The organism is Colwellia sp. MEBiC06753 (genome assembly GCF_053470325.1).
Genome location: NZ_JBQMTM010000001.1, coordinates 270,021 through 293,331, shown reverse-complemented (window position 1 = coordinate 293,331; position 23,311 = coordinate 270,021). Strand labels below are relative to the sequence as shown.

The window sequence follows — 23,311 nt, the reverse complement described above, 5'->3', positions numbered from 1 at the left end:
TATCGGCACTAACAATAAAAACAATAATCAGCAGCGATACATTCACTTACATGAACAGCATTACCCTCGCCCTCACCAATGTTTATGCCAAAGGCGATTACACCGCCACACTTTATATTGGTAGTGAACAAGCGCCAGTTAACTTAATTATTGATACCGGTAGCAGTACCTTGGTCATTGAACCGAAAAGTTACCAGCCAGAAAGTGATAAAGCCTTGGTCGCCACGCCAGTAGTACAGGAAGTCAATTATGGTATTGGCGGCTGGGCAGGCGCAGTAATTCACAGCCAACTGCATTTTTTAGATCATAACGACGCCACCAAGTTAGCCGATGCATCATTCGCAATTGTAGAAGCTGAGAAATCTGATACCTTTGGCTTTGCCGATGGCATTTTAGGGATGGCTTATCATCATCTAAATAAAAGTTTTGATTTAAGCAACTATTTTCAAAGCGCTGATTCAAACGTAGGCGCAAATACCGCTAAGCAAAATAAAAGCTACCCCTGGCCATTTAATATTAGCAATGACCAGCCAACGCCGACTGAGCCACCTAACTTTGTTGATTTACGCACTTTTAAATCGTTTTTATGGCAACACCCAGAGCACGACTTAAAACCGCTATTTACCCAAATAGCCAATCAACATATCGTTGAAGATCGTTTTAGTTTTTACGCCAAGCGCTCAAGTATTCATGTTGCGGACGAAAACATCAATATCGCTAACGCTAGCCGTGAACAATTGGAAACTTTAAAACAAGATCCACTTAATCAGGGCAAACTTATCCTTGGCGGTGGTGAAGAGCAAACCGAACTTTACCAAGGCGATTTTCACACCATCAAAGTGCTGCACGATGTTTATTACAATGTCGAACTGCTGTCGGTACAAGTGGGCAATAACCCACCGATTGCTGCCGAGCCGCTTGCGGAAAAAAATGTTCACGCTTATTTTACCAACGCTATTGTCGATACTGGTGCTAGCCTCACCATGTTAACCCACGATATGTACAATCAGGTGATTAACCAACTAAGCGCCGTGCAAGCTAGTTTTAACCAATTGCTCGCGCCATTTAGTGATATTAAACAGCAATATATTGGTATTGATGCAGAAAAGCTTAAGCTTACAGATTGGCCAGCTATTCGCTTTACTTTCACTGGTGAAAATCAAGAAAAGGTTACATTAGTTTGCCCGCCTGAATGTTATTGGCAAATAAATACGCCAACAAAAGGCAAAGCCTGTTTTAAACTATTAAGCCAACTGCCAAACTGGCCAAATCAAACGCTAATTGGTTTACCGCTTATTACCAACTACTACACGATATTTGATCGTAGTGTTAGCGATACAGGAGTAATAAAGTTTGCCAAACGCCGATAAATTAACGGATGCCAAATTGCCAGAGACTCATTTACCAAAAGCAGTAACTTTTACTTTTGAAACCGAGAGATTATATTGCCGATTGTTAAACGCTAACGATAAGGATTTTTTTATCGCGCTGCATACCAATGAAAAAATAATGAAATATAGCGGTGGCGCCATTTCGGAACACGCAGCGATTAAAAAGTTTAACCTTGCTTTAAAAGCCAATATTAAAACTAACAACAACTTTAGAACCTGGGCTATTTTATCAAAACAAACTAACGCAATAATTGGTATTCAAGTGCTTTTTGTTTCGGCTAATTGCACAGACGATGCTACGCTTGAAATTGGCATTATGTTATCTAGAACCGCACAAGGAAAATTGTTGCCAGAAGAAGCCATGGGCGCATTAATGGAATTTGCCTTTACCTCGTTAAACATAAAAAAAATCATCGCTGAATTCGATCAAAAAAACCTCGCCACCAAACGCTTTGTTACTAAATTAGGCTTTAACTTTCTTTCATCAAATATTGATTCCGCCACAATAAAAATATCTTTCAATTCATGCCATTGGCAAAAAACATTGTTGCTTTAATATCATTGCTATTTTTTGTATCAATCAAATGAATAACTTGGTATCTTTTAACCCAATAGTTACAAAAATAATTCGTAATAATGTCAGGTAGTTTGGTTTGCGTAGGCGTTGGTATGACACTCGGCGCCCATATTTGTCCCATCAGTAGAAGCCACATTGAACAGGCAGATAAAGTATTTATCTTAATGTCTAACGGCATTGTTGAAAGTTGGGTCGCCGCAATGAATCCAAATTCGGAAAGCCTTCAACAATATTATCAAGAGGGTAAATCTCGCCACATTACCTATCAAGAAATGGTAACGGCAATTACCCAAGAAGTTGAAACGGGTAAAAAAGTTACTGCGGCATTTTATGGCCACCCCGGTGTATTTGCTTGTGTCGCACACAAAGCGATTAATTATTTACACCAAGCAGGCTACAGCGCACATATGGAAGCGGGAATTTCAGCCGAAGATTGTTTATATGCTGATTTAACCATAGATCCGGGAAAAACCGGCTGCATTCATTACGAAGCCAGTCAATTTATGTTTTTTAAGCGCCAAATTGATACTGCCGCCCACCTTATATTATGGCAAGTCGGCATTGCTGGTGATCAAACGTTGAGCAAAATGTCGACTGACGTTGAATACAAGCAATTATTGGTTGAATTATTACTTGAACACTACCCTGCTGACCATGAAGTTATTTTATATGAAGCTAAAGTATTACCCATTCAGCAAGTAAGAAAAGAACAAGTAAAATTAAGAGATTTAGCCAAAGCCAACTTAAAAATGGAAACAACCTTAGTGATTCAGCCAGCAACTAAGTTGGTTGAAAACACAAAACTAAGAGCCTTGCTCAATACCTTAGATAAAAAACGCACAACACCTAAATTAACCCTTATATAAAATAATAATTAGGAGAATTTTATGACTCAGTTAATCAAAATGCTTGAAACATTAGGTAGCGATGCCTCAGCATCATTAAGCACTGAAGAATTAGAGCATTTAACCACTGAACTTCAAGCATCTGAGTTTCCAGAAATTAAATGTTTCATAGTTGTTCCAGCTGAAGATGATGACAATAACGATGAACAATCAGATGAAAATAAAGAGCAGCAAGAGACAGAAAATACACTGTCTCATGTGGTTAACTTTTAATACCTCTAATTAAGATAAGCGCCTGAAAATTTCAGGCGCCAACTATTTATGAAAAGTTTTATCGCTACGATATTTATCCTTTTATTGTTTTTTTGCACTAGCTACTCGTTAGCGAATACTGTTCGCCCTTCCATTGAACAATTGCTTGCAGATGCCGAAAAACATCGCCAACAAGATCCTCAAAAATTTAGTGAGTTGCTAACCGAACTTGAAGCTATATCAGATAAGCTTACGCTTGAGCAACAAAGCCAGTTTTCGCTATTAAAAGCATATAACTCGTTTATGACTGGCGATTATCAGCAACCAGAAAAGTTACTAAACTTTGCATTGACTAATAGTAGTGATAAAGCAACACGCCTAAGAGCGCAGTATGGATTAATCAATCTAACCATTGCCAAAAAAGATTGGGCAACAGGCTTTCAGTATATAGAAGACACATTAAAACTAACCGATGCACTAAGTTCGATAAACGATAAAGAAATTCAACAGCAAATTAAATTAGCCAAGTTTGTCGTCATTGTTTTCTTTAATCAATTACAACAATTTGATTTAGCACTAAAACATTTAGATAGCTTAGATAGAGACACATTAAACTTGAAAGAACAGTGTCATTTTTCACAGCAAAAAATTGAAGCCAATCAGAATCTAATAAACTCACCAGCGTTCGAAACCTATCAAATAGAGCAAGCACTAAAACTATGTGAAAACGCTAATTGGCCAGTAGCGGTAAGTGTTGTGCGTACATACCTTGCTAAAGAACATTTAACACAAGGCAATTTACAACAAGCTATTTTCACAATAATGCCACATATTGAAGCAATTAAAGCTACCCGTTTTTCATTAGCAATAATTGAAGCATATAATATTTTGGCTAATGCCTATTTTCAGTTAGGCAATAAAGTTAAAAGTGAACAATATGCCGACCTTGCTATTGCCAATATTACCTACAACAGCACTAAACAAACGGTAGAAGCCTATAAAATAAAATATCAACTGGCGTTTGATCGTGATGACTTTAAAAATGCCTTAAAGTTTTATATTCAATATGCCGAAGCGGATAAAGCTTACCTCAATGACGTTTCAGCGAAAAATGTGGCATTTCAATTGGCTCAGCATAAAACCGCTCAACAAAAATCCGAAATTGCGCTATTAAACAAAGAAAATGAGTTGCTAAACAACCAAAACCGCTTATTAAATACGGAGCAAAATTTAGTAAAAACCGAAGCTGAAAATACGCGATTAGTTGCTGCGTTATTTTTAGCGATTATCGCGTTATTAAGCTTTTTTGGTTACCGTTCATGGCGCACGCAAAAACGCTTAAAAACACTAGCAGAATACGACTTTTTAACTAAGGTTTATAACCGCGGCCATTTTATGACCTTAGCGGAAGATACAGTAAGCCTTGCAGAAAAATCGGGCCAAACCGTGACTTGCATAATTTTAGACTTAGATAAGTTTAAGAAGATTAATGATAGCTATGGTCATGGCGCTGGCGATTGGGCATTAATTGCCACGGCCAAAGCGATAAAAAGCTGTATTCGCGATCATGATATTTTTGCCCGTTTAGGCGGTGAAGAATTTGTGATTATGCTGCCAAGTTGCGATATACAAGCCGCCACTTATGTTAGTGAAAAATGTATCAGCACCTTACAGCAAATTGATACCAAAGAAAGTGGTCATAAATTCCAGATCACCGCTAGCTTTGGTATCACCACCACTAAACTTTCAGGCTATGATGTAGGTGCGCTTATTGCCGATGCCGATAAAGCGCTGTATCAAGCAAAAGACGGTGGCCGTAATCAGTTTACGATTTATGATAATACGCTGTAGTGCTTTAGTATCGTAACCCTATCAATTTGTCACCCTGTCGAAAGACAGGGTCTCTTCAATAAACAGTCAGAAGATTCCGGTTTTCACCGGAATGACGGGAATAGATTTTAGTATCGTCATCCCGTAGAAATACGGGAACTCAATCATTAAATAGCCGGTAGATTCCGGTTTTCACCAGAATGACAAACAAGCGACCCGAATGACGAGAATGAGGTTTTAGTATCGTCATCCTGTAGAAGTGAGCAATGCCTCGCTGATATCGTCATCCTGTCGAAAGACAGGGTCTCTTCAATAAACAGTCAGAAGATTCCGTTTTACAACGGAATGACGGCTGAGTAGTCAGAAGATTCCGGCTTTCAGCGGAATGACGGACAAACGAACGGAATAACGGGGTTGAGGTTGTAGGGCTGTCGCCTCGCCAATTTGTCATCCCGAGAAGTGAGCAATGCCTCGCTGATATCGTCATCCTGTCGAAAGACAGGATCTCATTCAATAAACAGCCAGAGATTCCGGTTTTCACCGGAATGACGGACAAACAACCAGAATGACGGGAGTGAGGTTTTAGGGCTGTCGGCTCGCCAATTTGTCATCCCGAGAAGTGAGCAATGCCTCGCTGATATCGTCATCCTGTAGAAAGACAGGATCTCATTCATTAAACAGTCTATAGATTCCGGTTTTCACCGGAATGACGGACAAGCGACCGGAATGGCGCGAATGAGGTTTTAGGGCTGTCGCCTCGCCAATTTGTCATCCCGAGAAGTGAGCAATGCCTCGCTGATATCGTCATCCTGTAGAAAGACAGGATCTCATTCATTAAACAGTCTATAGATTCCGGCTTTCACCGGAATGACGGCTTGAGTAGTTAGAAGATTCCGGTTTTCACCGGAATGACAAACAAACGACCAGAATGACGATAGTGATCATCATTGTTAATTTAGATCCAATATTTCACTAAATAACAACTATTCGGCATCAGCGCTTTCAGTGCCTTCCGCGCTTTCAATGTCCTCGTCATCATCGACTTTTACGCCCCAAACATCATGTTCGTCAGCATGAATAATTTGCGCCCAAATCATATCGCCTGGCTGCACATCAAACTCGTCAGTTAAATACACTTTACCGTCAACTTCTGGGGCATCCATATATGAACGACCGACAGCACCTTCACTGTTTACTTCATCAATCAATACTAAGTATTCCTGACCAATTCTGTCTTGGAGCTTTTGCGCGCTTATTTCAGCTTGCACTTCCATAAAGCGTTGCAAGCGGTCTTCCATTACCTCATCAGGCACATGATCGGGTAAATCGTTCGCTGTTGCGCCTTCAACCGGCGAGTATTTAAAACAGCCTACGCGATCTAATTTGGCTTCACGTAAAAAATCTAATAACTCTTCAAACTCTGCTTCCGTTTCCCCTGGAAAACCAACAATAAAGGTTGAACGAATCACTAATTCAGGACAAATTTCACGCCATTTGTTAATGCGCTCTAATACGCGTTCAGAGCTCCCCGGACGCTTCATTAATTTCAAGATGCGTTTGTTTGCATGCTGAAACGGAATGTCTAAATACGGCAGAATCTGCCCTTGCGCCATCAGTGGAATAATGTCATCCACATGCGGATACGGGTAAACATAATGTAGGCGCACCCAAATACCAAGCTTGGCCAGTTGCTCACATAATTGCTTCATGTGAGTTTTCACTGGCATGCCATCCCAAAAATCGGTTTTGTGTTTAACATCAACACCATAAGCCGAGGTATCTTGCGAAATTACCAGCACTTCTTTAACACCAGCAGCGGCTAAACGTTTGGCTTCACCAAGCACATCACCAATGGGACGCGAGTCTAAATCGCCACGCATAGACGGAATAATGCAGAACGTGCAACGGTGGTTACACCCTTCCGATATTTTTAAATAGGCAAAGTGCTTCGGCGTCAGCTTAACGCCGTGATCCGGCACTAAATCAGTAAATGGGTTGTGTGTTGGTTTTGCTAGGTGCTGATGAACTTGGGTTAATACTTCATCATAAGCATGTGGGCCAGTGACACCAAGTACGTTCGGGTGCAGTTCGATAATTTCATCTTTTTTCGCGCCCAAGCAACCGGTCACTAACACTTTACCGTTTTCCGCGAGTGCTTCACCAATCGTATCAAGCGATTCCTGCACCGCAGAGTCGATAAAACCACAGGTGTTAACAATCACCATATCAGCATCGTCATAACTTGGCACTACGTCATAACCTTCAGTGCGCAGCTGAGTTAAAATACGCTCAGAATCCACCAAGTTTTTTGGGCAGCCCAGAGATACGAATCCTATACGCGAACCTTTGGTTTGGCTATGGTCAACCGCACTCGCCTGTTCGGCAATCACTTTGTTTGGCGTTTCCATAGTGGTAGTTTGCTTGGCAATATCATGCCCTGCATCTGCCGATTGGCTTTTTTGATTCGGGTTTTGTGGATCGAACGTTTCAACTGTCATAACAGACCTGTACCTGATGAAATTACCTAAAATTTTAGTGCGCGGATTATACAAGAAAACTAAATGGAGTTCATCAGAACATTCATTACTTAAACTATGATTGCTCTAACGTAATCGAGTACGTAGATTAAGTGCCCGCTATACAGTTTTCACTTTAACTATCCATTAATATTCGCTAGCATCGCGCTAAACCCAATCCTAATAAAACCAAGATAGGCCAGCCGATGATTGATTTTCGCTCCGATACTGTGACTAAGCCCTGTGCAAAAATGCGCGAGGCAATTGCTAACGCCGTTGTTGGTGATGATGTTTATGGTGATGATCCAAGTGTTAACGAGCTAGAGTCATGGTCAGCAGATCGTCATCGCTTTGAAGCCGCGTTATTTTGTAGCTCGGGTACCCAAGCGAATTTACTGGCGCTGCTCAGTCATTGTCAGCGCGGCGATGAATACCTTTGTGGTCAACACGCACACAATTACAAGTTTGAAGGTGGTGGCGCCGCGGTACTTGGCTCAATACAACCACAACCCATTGAAAATGAAAAAGATGGCAGCTTGTCGCTCGACAAGTTAAAGCGTGCAATTAAACCTGATGATTTTCATTTTGCCAAAACCACATTAATCAGCATTGAAAATACCATCAACGGCAAAGTGCTGCCGCTTGAATATTTAGCAAAGCTGCGCGCATTTTCACTTGAGCACCAGTTACAGCTGCATTTAGATGGCGCCCGTGTTTATAACGCGGCAACCGCATTAAATGTTGATATTACCGAGATTGCCAAACACTTTGATTCAATGACGATTTGTTTGTCAAAAGGCTTAGGCGCGCCAATTGGCTCATTATTGCTCGGGTCTAAAGAGCTAATCAAACAGGCAAGACGCTGGCGCAAAGTGGTTGGTGGCGGCATGCGACAGGCAGGTATTTTAGCGGCTGCGGCTAAAATTGCGTTAACCGATAATGTCGACAAACTCGCTACCGACCATGACAATGCGAAATACTTAGCAAATGAGCTAAATAAACTAGAAGGCTTTGATATAGAACTAAATAGCGTTATCACCAATATGGTATTTGCCAAAGTAAGTGAGCGCATTGATATTAATGCGTTGGCTGATGCGCTAAAACAGCGAGGCATATTAATTACGCCGAGTTACTACCTACGTTTAGTCACCCATTTAGATATCGCTAAAACCGATATTGACAAGTTTATTGAAGCAATTAAAGATTTAGTATAATTCGTTAATAGTCGCGATTATTAGGTTACCTTTTATTGGCGCAGCGACTAGAGGGTTCAACACTAAAAAATTAACCTCACATTAATTTTAGTGAAAGAAAAAAGCACCTAGAACAGGTGCTTTTTAATATTTTAAAGAGAATGCTATTTCAAGTAAGTATACCCTTCCAAGCATTCTTCATAAAAATCAATCCAGTGCACACCTTCACGCGGTTTGATTTTTCCTCGCTGAATTTGGCGATCGATCTCTTTTTTCACCACTTGCGCCATAATTTCTGGCGTATATTGCATGGTTGAAAGTACGCCTTTTACTGATGTACCTTTTACAACTTCCTCGATGTAGAAGTCTTTTGGATCTTCATCATAGCTAACAATATGCACTTCGTTTAATCGGCCAAAAAGGTTATGCATATCGCCCATTACATCTTGGTATGCACCAGTTAAGAAAATACCAATGTAGTAATCTTCTTTTGGTTTTAATTGGTGCATTGGAATATTAGTGGCAACGGTTTCTTCACCAATAAACTTATCGATTTTGCCGTCACTATCACAGGTAATATCCACTAAGCTACAAAGCTTGGTTGGCTGCTCATCTAATCGTGAAATTGGCACAATTGGCAGTACTTGATCAATTGCCCAAGAATCAGCAGCCGACTGAAACACTGAGAAGTTTGCTAAGTATTGCGACGACAACATTTCAGGAATTTCACGTAATTCCTCTGGAATAAACTCTAAGTTGTGAATCAACTTGTCAATGCTGTCGAGAATACGCCAGTAAATCACTTCGATTTTTGCCATTTCTTCCAATGACAAAATACCCAACTTAAATGCTTGCATCGCTTGTTCTTTAAGCAAGGCAATATCATTGTAGGCTTCTTGATAATTCTCTGGTGTTAACGTGTCTTCAATTTCGCGAATATTGGTGACAATAATATGTTCACCGGTTGCTTTTCGCGTATTGTATTTAACGCCACTTGGATGAATTTCACCGATAACTTTGGTGATCACACAAGAGTGATGCGCAGTCATGGCTCGGCCACTTTCACTGACTAAATGCGGATGATTTACCTCTTCTAAATCACAGTTTTGTTTAAAGCCATAAACGATATCGGCAATGTATTCTTCAAGGCTGTAGTTACATGATGAATCATTCGTTGATTGTGAGCCGTCATAATCAATCGCTAAGCCACCACCAACATCAACATATTCTAATGGCACGCCCATTTTTACAAGGCGCGAGTATATGAGTGATGCTTCTTGTACCGCTTCTTTAACCGAGCGAATATCGGTTAATTGGCTGCCAATATGGAAATGCAACAGTTTGATGCAATCCGTCATGCCTTCTTTTTCTAGCAAGTGTACGGCATTTAAAATTTCAGCAATGCTTAAGCCAAATTTAGCTCGCTCACCACTTGAACTTTCCCATTTGCCACGGCCTTTCACCATCATTTTAACCCGAAGGCCAATTATCGGTTGAATATCCAACTCTTTTGACAAGGCAATTAGCTTGATCAGCTCACTGAACTTTTCAATAACAATCACTACTTTGCGATTAATTTTTAAGCCTAGTAAGGCCAGGCGTAAATATTCTTCGTCTTTATAACCATTTAAAATAGTTAATGAGTTTTTGTTGGTATTATAAGCAAGCGCGGCAATAAGCTCAGGCTTAGAGCCTGCTTCTAACCCGTAATTAAAACGTGAACCCGCATCGACAATTTCTTCGATAACTTCACGCATTTGGTTTACTTTAACCGGAAATACCCCTAAATAACGCCCTTCATATTGCGCTTCTTCAATGGTGCTTCTAAAAATGCGGTTTAAGCGTTCAACCTGAGAACGCAAAATATCGTGAAAACGTACAACGGCTGGAAACTCAATACCTTCTGAGGCAATTTCATCAACCACTTCTTTTAAATTAATTTTCAGATTTGGCTGGTCATATCGTGGTGATACTTCAATATCGCCTGTTTCGCCAATCGCGAAATAGCCGTTACCCCAACGTTTTACACGGTAAGTTTTTTCTGCTTCTGCTACCGACCATTCGGTAGCACTTTGCTCTGTTTTGTTTGTAAGTTCCAAATTATCGCGGCTCAAGGTGTTACTCTCTATTTAAGTCAACCAAGTTGACTATGATTTACCTAAACAAAGTAACAGTTCGCGCACCACTTTGGCGGCAAATACGTCACTATTACCAGTACTGTCAATTTCGGGTGACAACTCTACCACGTCACAACCGACAAAATTTTTGCGTTTTAAGATTTTACACAAGCTAACGAACGAATGAAAATCTTCGCCACCCGGCTCAGGTGTGCCTGTACCAGGGAAAAAACTTGGATCAAAGTAGTCTAAATCCAGCGTTAAGTAAATTGGTCTATCATCGGCAATTTGCTCAATAGCACTTAAAAACTCCGCACGGCTTGGCTTTAAGCTGTTGTGAGTTTTCATCCATTGATATTCTTCCTGAGTACCAGAACGAATACCATACTGAATTAATAAATGCTGTTCAGTAAAGTGCTCTACCACACGATGAATAATTGAAGCGTGCGAATAATGATAACCTAAATAGCCATCTCGTAAATCGGCATGAGCATCTAAATGGATCAATACCATATCAGGATATTCAGCTAAATAACGCTTAATTGGTGCATAGGAAATTGAATGCTCACCACCTAAGGTCATAATTTTAACCTTGTCGTTAACCAAGGAAATATCAGCAAATACTTGGTCAAACAGCTGATTAGCCGCTAGGTATTGTTCTTCAATATACGTAGGATCTGTGTCGTGATTTATCGCTAAATCAATCGGCAAATTTCCCAAATCAACAAAGGTATGATTTTCTAGGTCATCATCTAAGTATGGAGAATACGTTTCAATACCGTCAGAAACCGCACGTAACGCATTTGGCCCATGCTTGGTGCCTTTACGAAAACATGCGGTGCCATCAAATTCAAAACCTATAATATGGGTAGCATCGCTTAACAATTCTTGGCACTCAATAGCACCTTCGAATGGTGTTTCAACAACCGATAATGGCGTGTTTAGCACTTTGATTTTATTCAATCTACAATTCCAAAATAATCGCGGAAATAATTTTGCGCAATTATGCAAAAAATTTAACCAAAGTATAGTATTTTTTGTCTTAAATAATGTTCTATTATACGAGGCTGTATATCAGCTTAACCCATAAGCAAATATTCGGGCGCGTTGCGCTTTGTGATATAAATTTGCTGACCGTATAGCACCAAGTATTGAGGGCAGACTATTGTTTTTTGAAGGCTCAGAAAAAAAAGCTGAGATTTTAGTAGATACTAACCAACTTAATTTACTTACCGATATTGATCATACGTTTTGGGCAGCTATGGTTGAACGTTGCCATGCACAAATCTTATCCAGCATTGAAAATGACCACTGCAAAGCATTTTTACTGTCGGAATCTAGCTTATTTGTTTGGCGCGATAAGTTATTGATATTAACCTGTGGTCAAACACACTTAGTTAATGCGATTGATTTTTTTATTACCAGCCATGGTAAAAATGTGATTACCCAATTAACTTATCAGCGCAAAAACGAATATTTCGCTCAGGCCCAGCCCAGTTGTTTTGGCGACGATATAAAGTTACTTGCCAGCCACATCAAAGGTAAGGCGTTTCGTTTTGGCGAATTAGATAGCCATCACAATTATGTATTTCATTTAGACAATGGCGTTGTTGCCGACACCAACGATAAAACCTTTGAACTCTTGGCCTATCAAATTAGTGAACAAGCATCACGGCATTTAACCCAGCCCAATTTAACTGCCGAACAAATTCGAGCGTTTTTATGCATTGATCAGATGTTGCCGGGTTTTACCCTTGATGACTTTGTCTTTGAGCCCTATGGCTACTCGCTTAACGCGATTAAAGGCAAAGAATATTTAACCATTCATGTCACGCCACAAGCTAATAGTAGTTATATCTCTTTTGAATCAAACTTAAATTTAGTGAAACTGGCCCCGAAAATATTGCATATTTTACAACCTAAATCGTTTGATTTAATCAACTTTAATCAGGCTAATTTCAGCCAGCAGTTACAGACATATATACCTGCAACTTATGTCAGTAAATCATTAGTTAGTGACACGTTAACTAATGGCTATCTAGTTAATTTTGCTAATTATATTTTGCCGCAAACAACGTTTGTTTCATCAATCCCGCTCGATATTTCAGGAGAAAACCATGCACTCTAACCTTTGGGTAGAAGAAAAATTCCAAGATTTTCTTGGCATTAAGTTTAAAGTTGAAAAAGTGCTGTTCTCTGGCCAAAGTGAATTTCAATCAGTAGATGTGGTCGAAACTAAAGGTCATGGCAAAATGCTACTCAATGACGGTTTGATTATGGTGACTGAGCGCGATGAGTTTGCTTACCATGACATGATTACACATGTACCACTTTTTGTGCATCCAAAACCGCAAAACGTACTCGTTATTGGCGGCGGCGATGGTGGTACAGCCCGCGAAGTGATCCGCCATAGTTCAGTTGAACAATGTACCATGGTGGAAATTGATGCCATGGTGGTTGATGCCTGTAAAGCCCACATTCCACAAACCGCCAGTGCATTGTCAGATCCACGCATTAACTTAATTATTAGTGACGGCGTTGAATTTGTGAAACAAAGCCAGCAGAAGTTTGATGTAATTATTGTCGACAGTACAGATCCTATTGGCCCTGCTCAACCATTATTCGGCGAAGCTTTTTATCAAGATGTCTTCAATTGCTTAACCGACGACGGCATTGTTGTTTCTCAAGGCGAGTCTTCTTGGTATGCCTTAGAAATTCAACAGTCACTGCTAACAGTATTAAATAAGGTATTCCCCAAAACCTATTTATATAGCTTTTCAAATCTGACCTATCCAGGCGGTTTATGGAGCTTTACCTTTGCTTCCAAGCAATATCACCCAGTTAACGATTTTAATGCAGATCGCGTCACACAAAGCGCTTTGGACTTTGACTATTACAATGCCAAGCTCCACACAGCGGCATTTGCCTTACCAAACTTTGCCAAAAAGGGCTTGTCTGGCTTAATTAATAACGATGATTAACTTCTTATTACAGGCTAATAAGGCAATATCCAAACTTGCTAGTTATTAACAACAGTTAAAAAGATGATGAAAGCGATTTTTCATCATCGCTTTCTATTTCATCATCGCTTTATAAATAACGACACACAACTTTCCACACTAATCATCACACAGGAATTACACTGGATTCACACTAAGTTCACACTGGTGATTGCGCCAGCAAATAGCCGATAGCTCACGCTACTGCTCTATTTAACCTGAAGTTATTTAGTAACATCTTGTATTACATCTTTTTAACAAATTTCTTTACAACGATTAAAACTTAAACTAAATTTGATATCAAAATGATATCACTTAGTTATCATGTAAAACGATAAGAGAGACAACGATGAAAGAAAAACTTGGATTTTCACTAAATGGCTATATCGCACTGGTTATTCTATTAGTGCTGCAAACACTGTCGGTGATTAATTTACAAAATATCTCTGGCAACCCTATTTTTGAATTAGGCTTTGTCGCTATTGTCGGCTTGTGTTGGGGAGGTTTTTTTATGATCCAACCAAACCAAGGCAAAGTAATGACCTTCTTTGGTAGCTATGTCGGCACAGTAAAAGCTAACGGATTACGCTGGACCATTCCATTTTTCATTCGCAAAACCATTTCATTGCGTATTCGTAACTTTGAAAGTGGCCAATTAAAGGTTAATGATAATCATGGAAATCCCATTGAAATTGCCGCTGTTGTTGTCTGGAAAGTAGAAGATACTGCAGAAGCGATGTTTGAAGTTGACAGCTATGAAAGCTACGTTAGCATTCAAAGTGAAGCTGCCCTTCGCAATATGGCAACTACTTACCCTTATGATATGCATGAAGGTGATAAAATTGCCCTACGTAGCCATCCGCAAGAAGTTTCTGAATCGCTAGAAAAAGAAATTCAGCAACGCTTAAATAAAGCTGGGGTTAGCGTTATTGAAGCGAGAATCAGCCATTTAGCTTATGCCCCAGAAATTGCCAGTGCCATGCTACAACGCCAACAAGCATCAGCAATTATTGCCGCTAGAAGCAAAATTGTTGAAGGCGCTGTAAGCATGGTAGAAACCGCACTACAAAAGCTTTCTGAAAAAGAAATTGTTGAGCTAGATGAAGAGCGCAAAGCAGCAATGGTCAGCAATTTGTTAGTTGTGCTTTGTGGCGATCATAGTACACAGCCGGTGATTAATGCCGGTAGCTTGTACTAAGGCTTAATGGTTTATCATGGCTGCCAAAAAAAGCTTTCCACTGAGAATTAACCCCGATATTTTAGCGGCAACCCAGCGCTGGGCAGACGATGAACTGCGCAGCGTGAACGCGCAAATTGAATACTTGTTGCGAGAGGCATTAGTTAAATCTGGTCGAGTAAAATTAGTTCAGCAGGTAGTAACGGTAGTTGAACCTACCGAGCAGGAAACTAAAGGCTCAGTTCAAAGCAATGACTTGCAAGGTAACAATAGCTCGGAAGACAACGCTTAGTTTTTAGAAAAGTAAGCTTAATTTCTAACTAAAGAAGCGGGCTTATGCCCGCCTCTTTTATGCACCTATGAGTGTTCAACTAGTTTTGCTGAAAACGATAAACACTACCTAAATTTAATAGCTGAGTTAATTCATCAAGAGCAGTACGTGACTCTATTACTAATTGCGGATCTCTTAAGTCATCAAAGGTTAACTGGTCGCGATAATGTTTATCAACCCAAGCATTTAACCGCGCAAACTTGTCATCCGACATCATACAATCAGGATTCACCGCACTACGCTCTGCTTCATTTAACGCTACGCGCAAGCGCAAACAAGCAGGACCGCCACCATTTTTCATACTTTCATTAACATCAAAATACTTCACTTGTTTAATTGGCGTGTTTTGGGTCACCAACTCATCCAAATAGGCTTTTACTGATGGGTTTTCATAACAGTGCATCGGCGCAATAATTGCCATTTCCCCAGAAGGTAGGGTGATTATTTGGGTGTTAAATAGATAAGTATTTACACAATCTTCTACAGAGACTTGCTCACTTGCTACCTCAATGCAATGCAACTCGCCAGCAAATTTACTATTAAGTTCCGCGATAAAATTCTCGGTATTTAAAAATGCCTGTTGGTGATAAAACAGCACATTTTGGTTGCCGACCGCAATAACATCATTATGGAATACCCCTTGATCGATTACGTCAGGGTTTTGCTGAACAAAAACAGTATGTTCATCTGAAAGCCCATGAAGCCTGGCAACTGCTTGGCTGGCTTCTAACGTTTGACGAGCGGGGTATTTTTTCGGCATTGGCATCATACGGTTAAAGGCATAGCGACCAAAGGTGAATATTTCAATTCCAACATCACCATAGTTTTGACATAAACGAGTATGATTAGCCGCGCCTTCATCACCAAAATGATCATTATCTGGCAGGTGTTGATGGTGAACAAAATGTTTGTCGTTGTTAAACGTTGCTTGAAGAATATGTCTGGTGGTTTCAGGCTCTAATGAGCGGTGAAATTTATTAGTTAAGTTTGCAGAGGTGAAATGCACTTTGCCATCGACAGTATCGGCCGACGGCGAAACGGTTGCCGCATTGGCAGTCCACATACTCGAGGCTGAACAACAAGCCGATAGCAAGGCTGGTGCTTGTTTATAGGCAGCCGCCAATATTTGCTCATCGCTACCGCTAAAGCCGAGTCGACGCAAAGCATACATATCTGGGCGCTCTTGCGGCGCTAAAATTCCTTGGCTCATGCCCATATCGTGTAGCGCTTTCATTTTTGCTAAACCCTGTTTTGCCGCTTGTTTTGGGCTAGAAACATCTTTGGCGTTGTTAAGCGATGCAACATTACCTTCAGATAATCCTGCGTAATTATGGGTTGGGCCAACGAGGCCATCAAAATTAACTTCCGTACTTTTCATACTGGCCATAGGTGTCATAGGTGTCATAGGTGTAATAGGTGTAATAGGTGTAATAGGTGCGATCTTTTTTATACTTCTAATAGTTAACACTTAGTTTACCGAAAATTAATGATTACTAAAGTTCAAATTAATTATTTAAAGCCAGTTAATGAAAACTCATGTAAATACATGGAAATAACATTATCAGGCATTAAATTTTGTAAATTTTTTGATCTATTCGATACTAAGCGCTTATTTTTATCGCTTTTTAAATTAAAATTGCTACTCTTAGAAAGTTAATTAACTCTTCTCTGCCCTTAAAAAAAATACTGGCAGTGACAATAAAGGTAGTAGTTTTGAACAAAGCAAACATCGCTTCGTTTATTATTGTATTCTTTTGTAGCGTCAGTAGTTCATTTCTTTATGCAGATACTGTGCGCTTAGGCATGTCTGCGCCTTTTTCAGGGCCAACTAAAGAGTTAGGTATTGAGTTACACAAAGGCGCAGTTAGCTATTTTGACCAATACAATAAGCAGCCTGAAAACCAAGATAAAGCCATTGAGCTTATTCGCTATGATGATGGTTACGAGCCAAACCGCACTATTGCCAATACCCGACAATTAATCACCCAAGATAAAGTCTTTAGCTTATTTAGCTATGTTGGTACGCCAACGTCAAAAGCAATACTGCCATTGCTTGAGCGCTATCAAATGCTTTATTTTTCTCCTTTTACCGGCGCCGAGTTTTTACGTACGCCGTTTAATAAACAGTTTTTTAATGTTCGTGGTAGTTATTATCAGGAAGCAGAAATACTGGTTGAACATTTCACCAAGCAACTTCCGTTAAAGAAAGTCGCCATTTTTTTCCAAGCAGATGCCTTTGGTATCGCCGCCAGCAAGGGTTATATCAATGCCCTAAGCCAGAAGTTTATCACTGATATTATTCAGGTTCGCTATAAGCGCAACTCAAATGATATCGCTGCGGCAGTCAAAGTGCTGCAAGATGAGCAACCCGATGTCATATTATGCGTTGGCACCTATCAACCAGTAGCGAGTTTAGCCAACGCCTTACGCGCGAAAAATTTAACCATGCCTATAGGTGTATTATCGTTTGCTGGTGCTGAAGCCTTAGTAAGCCAACTTAAGAACCCGAAAAACATATATATGTCGACAGTTGTGCCAAACCCCAAACAGTCTAAATTAGCTATCGTTGAGCAATATCGCCAAGCAATGCAAGGTAAGCAACTGACTCATGAGTCGTTAGAAGGTTATATTAATGCCGCGTTATTTAGCGAAATTATCAAACAGGTGTCCTTGCCAATAACCCAAGAAAAATTTATCGAAGTAGCAGAAAGTCATACTTTTGATTTAGGTGGAATAACTGTCAGTTATAGTAGCGAGAACCATGCAGCTAACATTTTGCCAACCCTTAATAAAGTGACAAAAAAAGGGCTAATTGAAATTAATTAGCCCTAGAGTATTGTTGGTTCATTTTCGCCTAAGCGCGGGCTTAAAAAGAAGCTGGTCCAAAAAGAAGTTGGTCTAAAAAGAAAAGTTAAACCGACTTTTTCACGTAGTCTGCAATAATAACAATACGTGTCCCATTCACTCGACCTTCAATATGTAATGGATTATCGCTTAACGAGATATTACGTACTGCCGTGCCACGTTTTGCGGTAAAGTTCGCGCCTTTTACCACTAAGTCTTTCACTAAATGTACGGTATCACCGGCCTGTAAGTGGGTACCATTGCAATCAAGTGTTGGCTCAGCATCTGCCGCTGGCATGGCTTTTTCTGCCCACGACTTTACATCGTCTTCTAAGTACATCATATCCAATAAATCTTGCGCCCAACCTTCAGTTGATAGCTGATGTAACATACGATAAGCAACGACCTGCACCGCTGGCACTTGGCTCCACATACTGTCATTTAAACAACGCCAGTGGTTCATATCATATTCAGCATCACCACTAATTTGGCTGGCACAAGTACCACAGATATAAATAGCCTGATCTTGATCGTTACCTTCCGACGGCGGCACATGGTAAACCGTTAGGTCGTTTTGGCTAGTACAAAGTTCGCAACAACCGCCGCTGCGAGTGATAAGTGCTTGTTCAATTGACATAAGAAATAATGCCCATAAAAAAATTGGTGCTATTATGCCTGTTTAGCGCCAATTTAAAAAGCCGTGACAAGATAAATGGCAAAATAACTGCGCTAAGTTAAGGAACATCACTAAAGCGATTAATTAACTTCAGTCTGTTGCCAACCGCCAGCAAGTGAACGATACAACCTTGTTAGGCTCTCTAATCGATCATAGGTCGCCTCTGCTAACGCTATTTTTGCGGAAAATAATGAGCGCTGTGCATCCATTAAATCCAACGAACTGGCAACACCATTGCGATATCGAAGCTCCGCCAAATGAAAATATTGGGCAGAACTGTCAACTAAACGTTTTTGTGCAAGCAAAGCGTCTTGAGTGGATTGATAATGACTAATGTTATTGCTGACATCAGCAATCGCGGCAATAACAGTACGTTCATAAGTAAGGCTTGCTTGATAAGCTTGCTGCTCGGCCGCTGATAACGCATTTAAATTTTTGCCCATATTAAAAATAGGCATCAGTAAATCGCCCCCCAATAACCAGACGAATGCATCATTGGTGAATAAATCTGACAAGGAATCAGTTTCTGAGCCAATATCAGCCGAAATGGTTAATTTGGGAAATAACTGTGCTTTAGCAACCCCGATATTGGCCATATTGGCATGCCAATTATGCATAGCTTGTTGCACATCAGGGCGGCGAGCGAGCAGCTCACTAGGTAAACCGGCTTCAAGTACTTCAGGTAGAGGTTGAGATAACCAAGCGTCACTGAAGATAATTTCTGCGTCGCTATCACCAATAAGCAGCTTAAGCTGGTTTTTAGCTTCTAGTGCGTTTTGCTTTAACGCCGGAATTTGAACTTGTGCGGTAGCCAACTCTACTTCAGCTTGGCGCTCTTCTAAACCCGAGATAACGCCACCAGACTTTCTCAGGCGAGCGATAGACAACTGTCGTTCCCTGATTTTTATGGTATTTTCACTGATATAGCGCTTTTGTTGAGCTAATTGATAAGCAAAATAGGTTTGTGCAACTTCACTAATTAATGCCAGCTTGGTCGCTATCACGGCATATTGCTGAGCATAATACTTTGCCCATGCGCTTTCTGTACGCCTGGTATTTTCACCAAATAAATCAAGCTGCCAGTTTAAATAAGCCCTTGCTTCAAAATTATTTTCTGGGCCACTGCCAGACTCTTTCCTAGTTGCTTCAGCACCGATTTCAGCATCTGGCCACCTATCTGCTGCAACAATATCAGCGTTTAGCCCAGCCTCTTTCAATCTTGCTCTAGCTATTTCAAGATTATGATTATTAGCCAATGCTAAAGTGATTAAATGTTGCAGAGCAGGCTCAGTGTATACTTGTTGCCAAGAGGACAATTCTTCACTAGTTGTTTCACTAGCTTCTACGCCCATATAATCTTGAGCGCCATTATATTCAGGTGTTTTAAAATCAGGGCCTAATGCACAACCGGTTAACGCAAACATAACACTAGCTGCAATGACAGTGAACTTATTCATTCACCACCTCCTGCGCTTTACGCGTTATAAACCTAGCAGCGGTGATAAAAAATAGCGGCACTAAAATTATACCTATGGTACTTGCTGCAATCATACCGCCAAGAATGGGTATCGAAATCGCTTGTCGGCCTATCGCGCCAGGGCCACTAGCCAATGCTAATGGCAATACCCCTAAAATAAATGACGCTGCAGTCATAAGAATTGGCCTAAATCGCAAACTTGCTGCACTTAACGCGGCAGTTATGGCATCTTTACCACGTCGGTACTCTTGGTTGGCAAATTCGACAATTAATATCGAGTTTTTCGCAGCCATACCTATCAAGGCAATAAAGGCGACTTGGAAAAATAAATTATTTTCAACACCACCAAGCCAAGCAAAGGTACTTGCACCTAGCATTGCCATTGGGGTAATTAATAATACGGCAAAAGGTAAAACCCAGCTTTCATAAAGCGCAGCTAAGAATAAAAAGACAAAGGAAATGGCAAGTATTATGGCGATATTAAGCTGCCCTTGTGAGCGAATTTCTTGATAGGTTAACCCGGTCCATTCATAACCAATATTATCTTGTAATTTCGCCACTTCTTGCTCAATGATTTCAATGACTTCACCGGTTGAAATACCATTTTCGGGCGAGACATTCACCGTAGCGCTGGTAAACATATTAAAACGACTTATTGCGGAAGGCCCTGTAATTAGCTTTAAGTCAGCTAAGACACTTGAAGGCACCATATCTCCTGACGAGCTACGTACATAAAATTCATTTAAATCTGAAGGTCGGTCTCGATACTCCCCCGCTGCTTGCACTTTCACGCGGTAAACTCTACCAAACAAATTAAAATCATTTACCGTTGATGAACCTGTTAGTACTTTAATTGTGCTGTATACATCAGCAATCGGGACATTAAGTGCCTTGGCTTTTTCTCTATCGAGCTCTAAAAATAATTGTGGCACTTCCCCTCGTAGTGAAGAAGTGGCAGAAGCAATTTCAGGGTATTGATTTAACCGAGCAAGTAAGGTTGATAAAGGCTCAGATAATTTCGCTAAACCGCCGCCCGATTTTTCCTGTAATGCAAATTCAACACCTGAACCAGAGCCTAGCCCAGCAATTGCTGATGGCTGGTATAAGCTAAATTTTGCTTCAGGTATTTGATACAACTGTTGTTCTATATCACTAATGACATTACCGACATCAAAATGTTTATCTGCTCGGTACTCCCACGGCTTAAGAATTACTTCAAACACACCGTTTGACTGAGCACTGCCTGAACGACGATTTTCACCGGCAATAGTAAAGGTATATGCAACCGCGTCATGGGCAAGAATGATTTGGTTAGCCTTAGTCATTACCGCATTGGTGCGAGAAACAGTAGCGGCGTCAGGTAAAGCGACATCAATAAAAAATCGCCCCTGATCTTCTTTAGGCATAAAAGATGATGGCAAATGAATCATAACGATATAACATGCTGACAACATTAAAATAAACAGCAAATAAGTACGTTTAGCGTTAATTGTCGTTAAACTCACCACGGCACTATAGCGCTGACCTAGATTATTTAACCACGTATTAAACCAACGAAAAACTTGGTTAGGCGCTGTTGGTTCCTTTTTAATAAATAGCACACACAGTGCAGGACTTAACGTTAAGGCAACTAATGTGGAAATTAGCACCGCAACCGTAATTGCCAAAGCAAACTCTCGGTACATTATGCCGGTGATGCCTGCTAAAAAAGAGACCGGCACAAATACCGCCGCTAATACTAATGAGGTGGCAACTAAGGCACCACTTAATTCTGACATTGCCTGTTTAGTGGCGGTAACTACATCAAGATTATGTTCGGCGATTAAACGCTCGACATTTTCAACAACCACGATTGCATCATCAACTACTACGCCAATAGCTAACACCATGGCTAATAAACTGACATTGTTAATGGTAAAGCCAAATAGCGCCATCGCAGTAAAAGTACCAACAATCGACACAGGTACCGCTAACGCAGGAATTAAGGTAGCTCGCCAGTTTTGTAAAAATAAATACACCACGAGGATCACTAAAACTAACGCTTGAAACAGGGTTACAACCACTTCTTCAATCGACTGTTTAATAAATACCGACGCATCGTAAAATACTTGCCAATTAACCCCTTGTGGAAAGGTTTTACTTAAACGCTCCATTTCGGCATGAACTTTTTCGGCAACAGCTAAAGCATTACTTCCCGGCAACATATAAACCTGTAGTACAGTCGCCGGCTCATCATTTAACTTTGAATTAAGTGTATAGGCAGAAGAGCCAAGTTCTATGTCTGCAACATCACGTAGCCGGATCATTGAGCCATCGCTGTTGACCCGCACCATAATATTTTTAAATTGCTCAACCTGATTAAGCCTACCTTGAGCTCTAACCGCAAAGTTCAGCTTGATGTTATCTTCCACCGGTTGAGCACCAATTTCCCCCGCGGCCACTTCTTTATTTTGCTCTTTGATGGCATTCGTAACATCACTGACCGTTAAACCGTAACCTGCCAGCACATCAGGGCGTACCCATACCCGCATAGAATAAGAGCGCGAACCAGTATTTCTTACCCTGCCCACGCCTGGTACGCGCTTTAATGCCGCCTGAATATTAATAGTGGCATAGTTACTTAAATAGATTTCATCATAACGATCATCATCTGAGGTAAGCGCTAGTTTCAATAATTCTACTGAGCTTTCGTTACTGACACTGACCCCTTCAGTTTGCACATCAACGGGTAAATTTGAACCTGCTTGGTTTGCGGTATTTTGCACATCAACTAAGGCAATATCAGGGTCGGTACCAACATCAAAGGTAATGGTGATACTTGTACCACCTGAGTTGGTAGACTTTGATTCCATATACAGCATATTCGGTGTGCCGTTAAGCTCTTGCTCTAATGGCACCGCGACTGATTCAGATGCGGTTTCAGCGATAGCGCCAGGAAAGGAGGCAGACACTTTAACCGAAGGTGGTGCAATATTAGGGTATTGATCTATCGGTAAACTAAATAACGACACTAAGCCAGTTAATGAAATAACCAAAGAAATAACGACAGCAAATACTGGGCGATTAATAAAATAATGAGAAAACAC

18 protein-coding genes are annotated in these 23,311 nt (G+C 40.5%); 11 read left to right on the top strand and 7 right to left on the bottom strand.

Annotation, left to right across the window (positions count from 1 at the left end; genetic code table 11):
- The first annotated feature begins 50 nt into the window (after positions 1 to 50).
- The 5 genes from ACOB82_RS01385 to ACOB82_RS01365 all read left to right on the top strand — a co-directional run bounded on the left by ACOB82_RS01385 (position 51) and on the right by ACOB82_RS01365 (position 4,916).
- Complete coding sequence (locus ACOB82_RS01385; protein ID WP_448211111.1) at positions 51 to 1,370, top strand: pepsin-like aspartic protease; 1,320 nt, start codon at positions 51 to 53, stop codon at positions 1,368 to 1,370.
- Complete coding sequence (locus ACOB82_RS01380; RefSeq protein ID WP_448211110.1) at positions 1,354 to 1,947, top strand: GNAT family N-acetyltransferase; 594 nt, start codon at positions 1,354 to 1,356, stop codon at positions 1,945 to 1,947. The genes ACOB82_RS01385 and ACOB82_RS01380 overlap by 17 nt, the downstream gene beginning before the upstream one ends.
- Positions 1,948 to 2,027: 80 nt before the next feature.
- Positions 2,028 to 2,834 carry an SAM-dependent methyltransferase gene (locus tag ACOB82_RS01375; protein WP_448211109.1) on the top strand — a complete coding sequence of 269 codons (807 nt, stop codon included), beginning with the start codon at positions 2,028 to 2,030 and terminating at the stop codon, positions 2,832 to 2,834.
- 21 nt (positions 2,835 to 2,855) lie between these two features.
- Positions 2,856 to 3,086, top strand: coding sequence for a hypothetical protein (locus tag ACOB82_RS01370; RefSeq protein ID WP_448211108.1), 231 nt, complete (start codon positions 2,856 to 2,858; stop codon positions 3,084 to 3,086).
- A 48-nt stretch (positions 3,087 to 3,134) separates the two neighbouring features.
- Positions 3,135 to 4,916, top strand: coding sequence for a GGDEF domain-containing protein (locus ACOB82_RS01365; protein WP_448211107.1), 1,782 nt, complete (start codon positions 3,135 to 3,137; stop codon positions 4,914 to 4,916).
- A gap of 962 nt (positions 4,917 to 5,878) precedes the next feature.
- Here the strand turns inward: ACOB82_RS01365 and rimO are convergent.
- On the bottom strand, positions 5,879 to 7,393 hold the full coding sequence (gene rimO, locus ACOB82_RS01360; protein ID WP_448211106.1) for a 30S ribosomal protein S12 methylthiotransferase RimO: 1,515 nt from the start codon (positions 7,391 to 7,393) through the stop codon (positions 5,879 to 5,881).
- A 224-nt stretch (positions 7,394 to 7,617) separates the two neighbouring features.
- Here rimO and ltaE point away from each other — a divergent pair, with 224 nt between their 5' ends.
- On the top strand, positions 7,618 to 8,625 hold the full coding sequence (gene ltaE, locus ACOB82_RS01355) for a low-specificity L-threonine aldolase (protein WP_448211105.1): 1,008 nt from the start codon (positions 7,618 to 7,620) through the stop codon (positions 8,623 to 8,625).
- 143 nt (positions 8,626 to 8,768) lie between these two features.
- Here ltaE and speA read toward each other — a convergent pair whose 3' ends face one another.
- Both speA and speB read right to left on the bottom strand, forming a co-directional pair.
- On the bottom strand, positions 8,769 to 10,718 hold the full coding sequence (gene speA / locus ACOB82_RS01350; protein WP_448211104.1) for a biosynthetic arginine decarboxylase: 1,950 nt from the start codon (positions 10,716 to 10,718) through the stop codon (positions 8,769 to 8,771).
- A gap of 33 nt (positions 10,719 to 10,751) precedes the next feature.
- Complete coding sequence (gene speB / locus ACOB82_RS01345; RefSeq protein WP_448211103.1) at positions 10,752 to 11,684, bottom strand: agmatinase; 933 nt, start codon at positions 11,682 to 11,684, stop codon at positions 10,752 to 10,754.
- Positions 11,685 to 11,886: 202 nt separating this feature from the next.
- Here speB and ACOB82_RS01340 point away from each other — a divergent pair, with 202 nt between their 5' ends.
- The 4 genes from ACOB82_RS01340 (at position 11,887) to ACOB82_RS01325 (ending at position 15,189) form a co-directional block, all read left to right on the top strand.
- On the top strand, positions 11,887 to 12,849 hold the full coding sequence (locus ACOB82_RS01340; protein ID WP_448211102.1) for an adenosylmethionine decarboxylase: 963 nt from the start codon (positions 11,887 to 11,889) through the stop codon (positions 12,847 to 12,849).
- Positions 12,839 to 13,702, top strand: coding sequence for a polyamine aminopropyltransferase (gene speE / locus ACOB82_RS01335; RefSeq protein ID WP_448211101.1), 864 nt, complete (start codon positions 12,839 to 12,841; stop codon positions 13,700 to 13,702). Before ACOB82_RS01340 ends, speE begins: the two co-directional genes overlap by 11 nt.
- 367 nt (positions 13,703 to 14,069) lie before the next feature.
- On the top strand, positions 14,070 to 14,918 hold the full coding sequence (locus tag ACOB82_RS01330; protein ID WP_448211100.1) for an SPFH domain-containing protein: 849 nt from the start codon (positions 14,070 to 14,072) through the stop codon (positions 14,916 to 14,918).
- Between the two features lie 16 nt (positions 14,919 to 14,934).
- On the top strand, positions 14,935 to 15,189 hold the full coding sequence (locus ACOB82_RS01325) for a hypothetical protein (protein ID WP_448211099.1): 255 nt from the start codon (positions 14,935 to 14,937) through the stop codon (positions 15,187 to 15,189).
- A 79-nt stretch (positions 15,190 to 15,268) separates the two neighbouring features.
- On the opposite strand, the gene astB is transcribed toward ACOB82_RS01325, so the two are convergent.
- Positions 15,269 to 16,606 (bottom strand): N-succinylarginine dihydrolase, encoded by a 1,338-nt coding sequence (gene astB, locus ACOB82_RS01320; RefSeq protein WP_448211242.1) that lies wholly within the window; start codon positions 16,604 to 16,606, stop codon positions 15,269 to 15,271.
- A gap of 335 nt (positions 16,607 to 16,941) precedes the next feature.
- Between astB and ACOB82_RS01315 the strand changes: the two genes are divergently transcribed.
- Entirely contained in the window at positions 16,942 to 18,054 is a 1,113-nt protein-coding gene (locus ACOB82_RS01315; RefSeq protein WP_448211098.1) for an ABC transporter substrate-binding protein, read from the top strand.
- Positions 18,055 to 18,139: 85 nt separating this feature from the next.
- Here ACOB82_RS01315 and ACOB82_RS01310 read toward each other — a convergent pair whose 3' ends face one another.
- From ACOB82_RS01310 to ACOB82_RS01300, 3 genes are all read right to left on the bottom strand, one after another.
- Positions 18,140 to 18,709: a PhnA domain-containing protein gene (locus tag ACOB82_RS01310; protein ID WP_448211097.1), complete on the bottom strand. Its 570-nt coding sequence runs from the start codon at positions 18,707 to 18,709 to the stop codon at positions 18,140 to 18,142.
- A 119-nt stretch (positions 18,710 to 18,828) separates the two neighbouring features.
- A complete protein-coding gene (locus ACOB82_RS01305; protein WP_448211096.1) occupies positions 18,829 to 20,205 on the bottom strand; it encodes an efflux transporter outer membrane subunit in 1,377 nt (458 codons plus the stop codon).
- The gene (locus tag ACOB82_RS01300; RefSeq protein ID WP_448211095.1) at positions 20,198 to 23,311 is read right to left on the bottom strand and encodes an efflux RND transporter permease subunit; all 3,114 of its coding nucleotides are present in this window, start codon (positions 23,309 to 23,311) and stop codon (positions 20,198 to 20,200) included. Before ACOB82_RS01300 ends, ACOB82_RS01305 begins: the two co-directional genes overlap by 8 nt.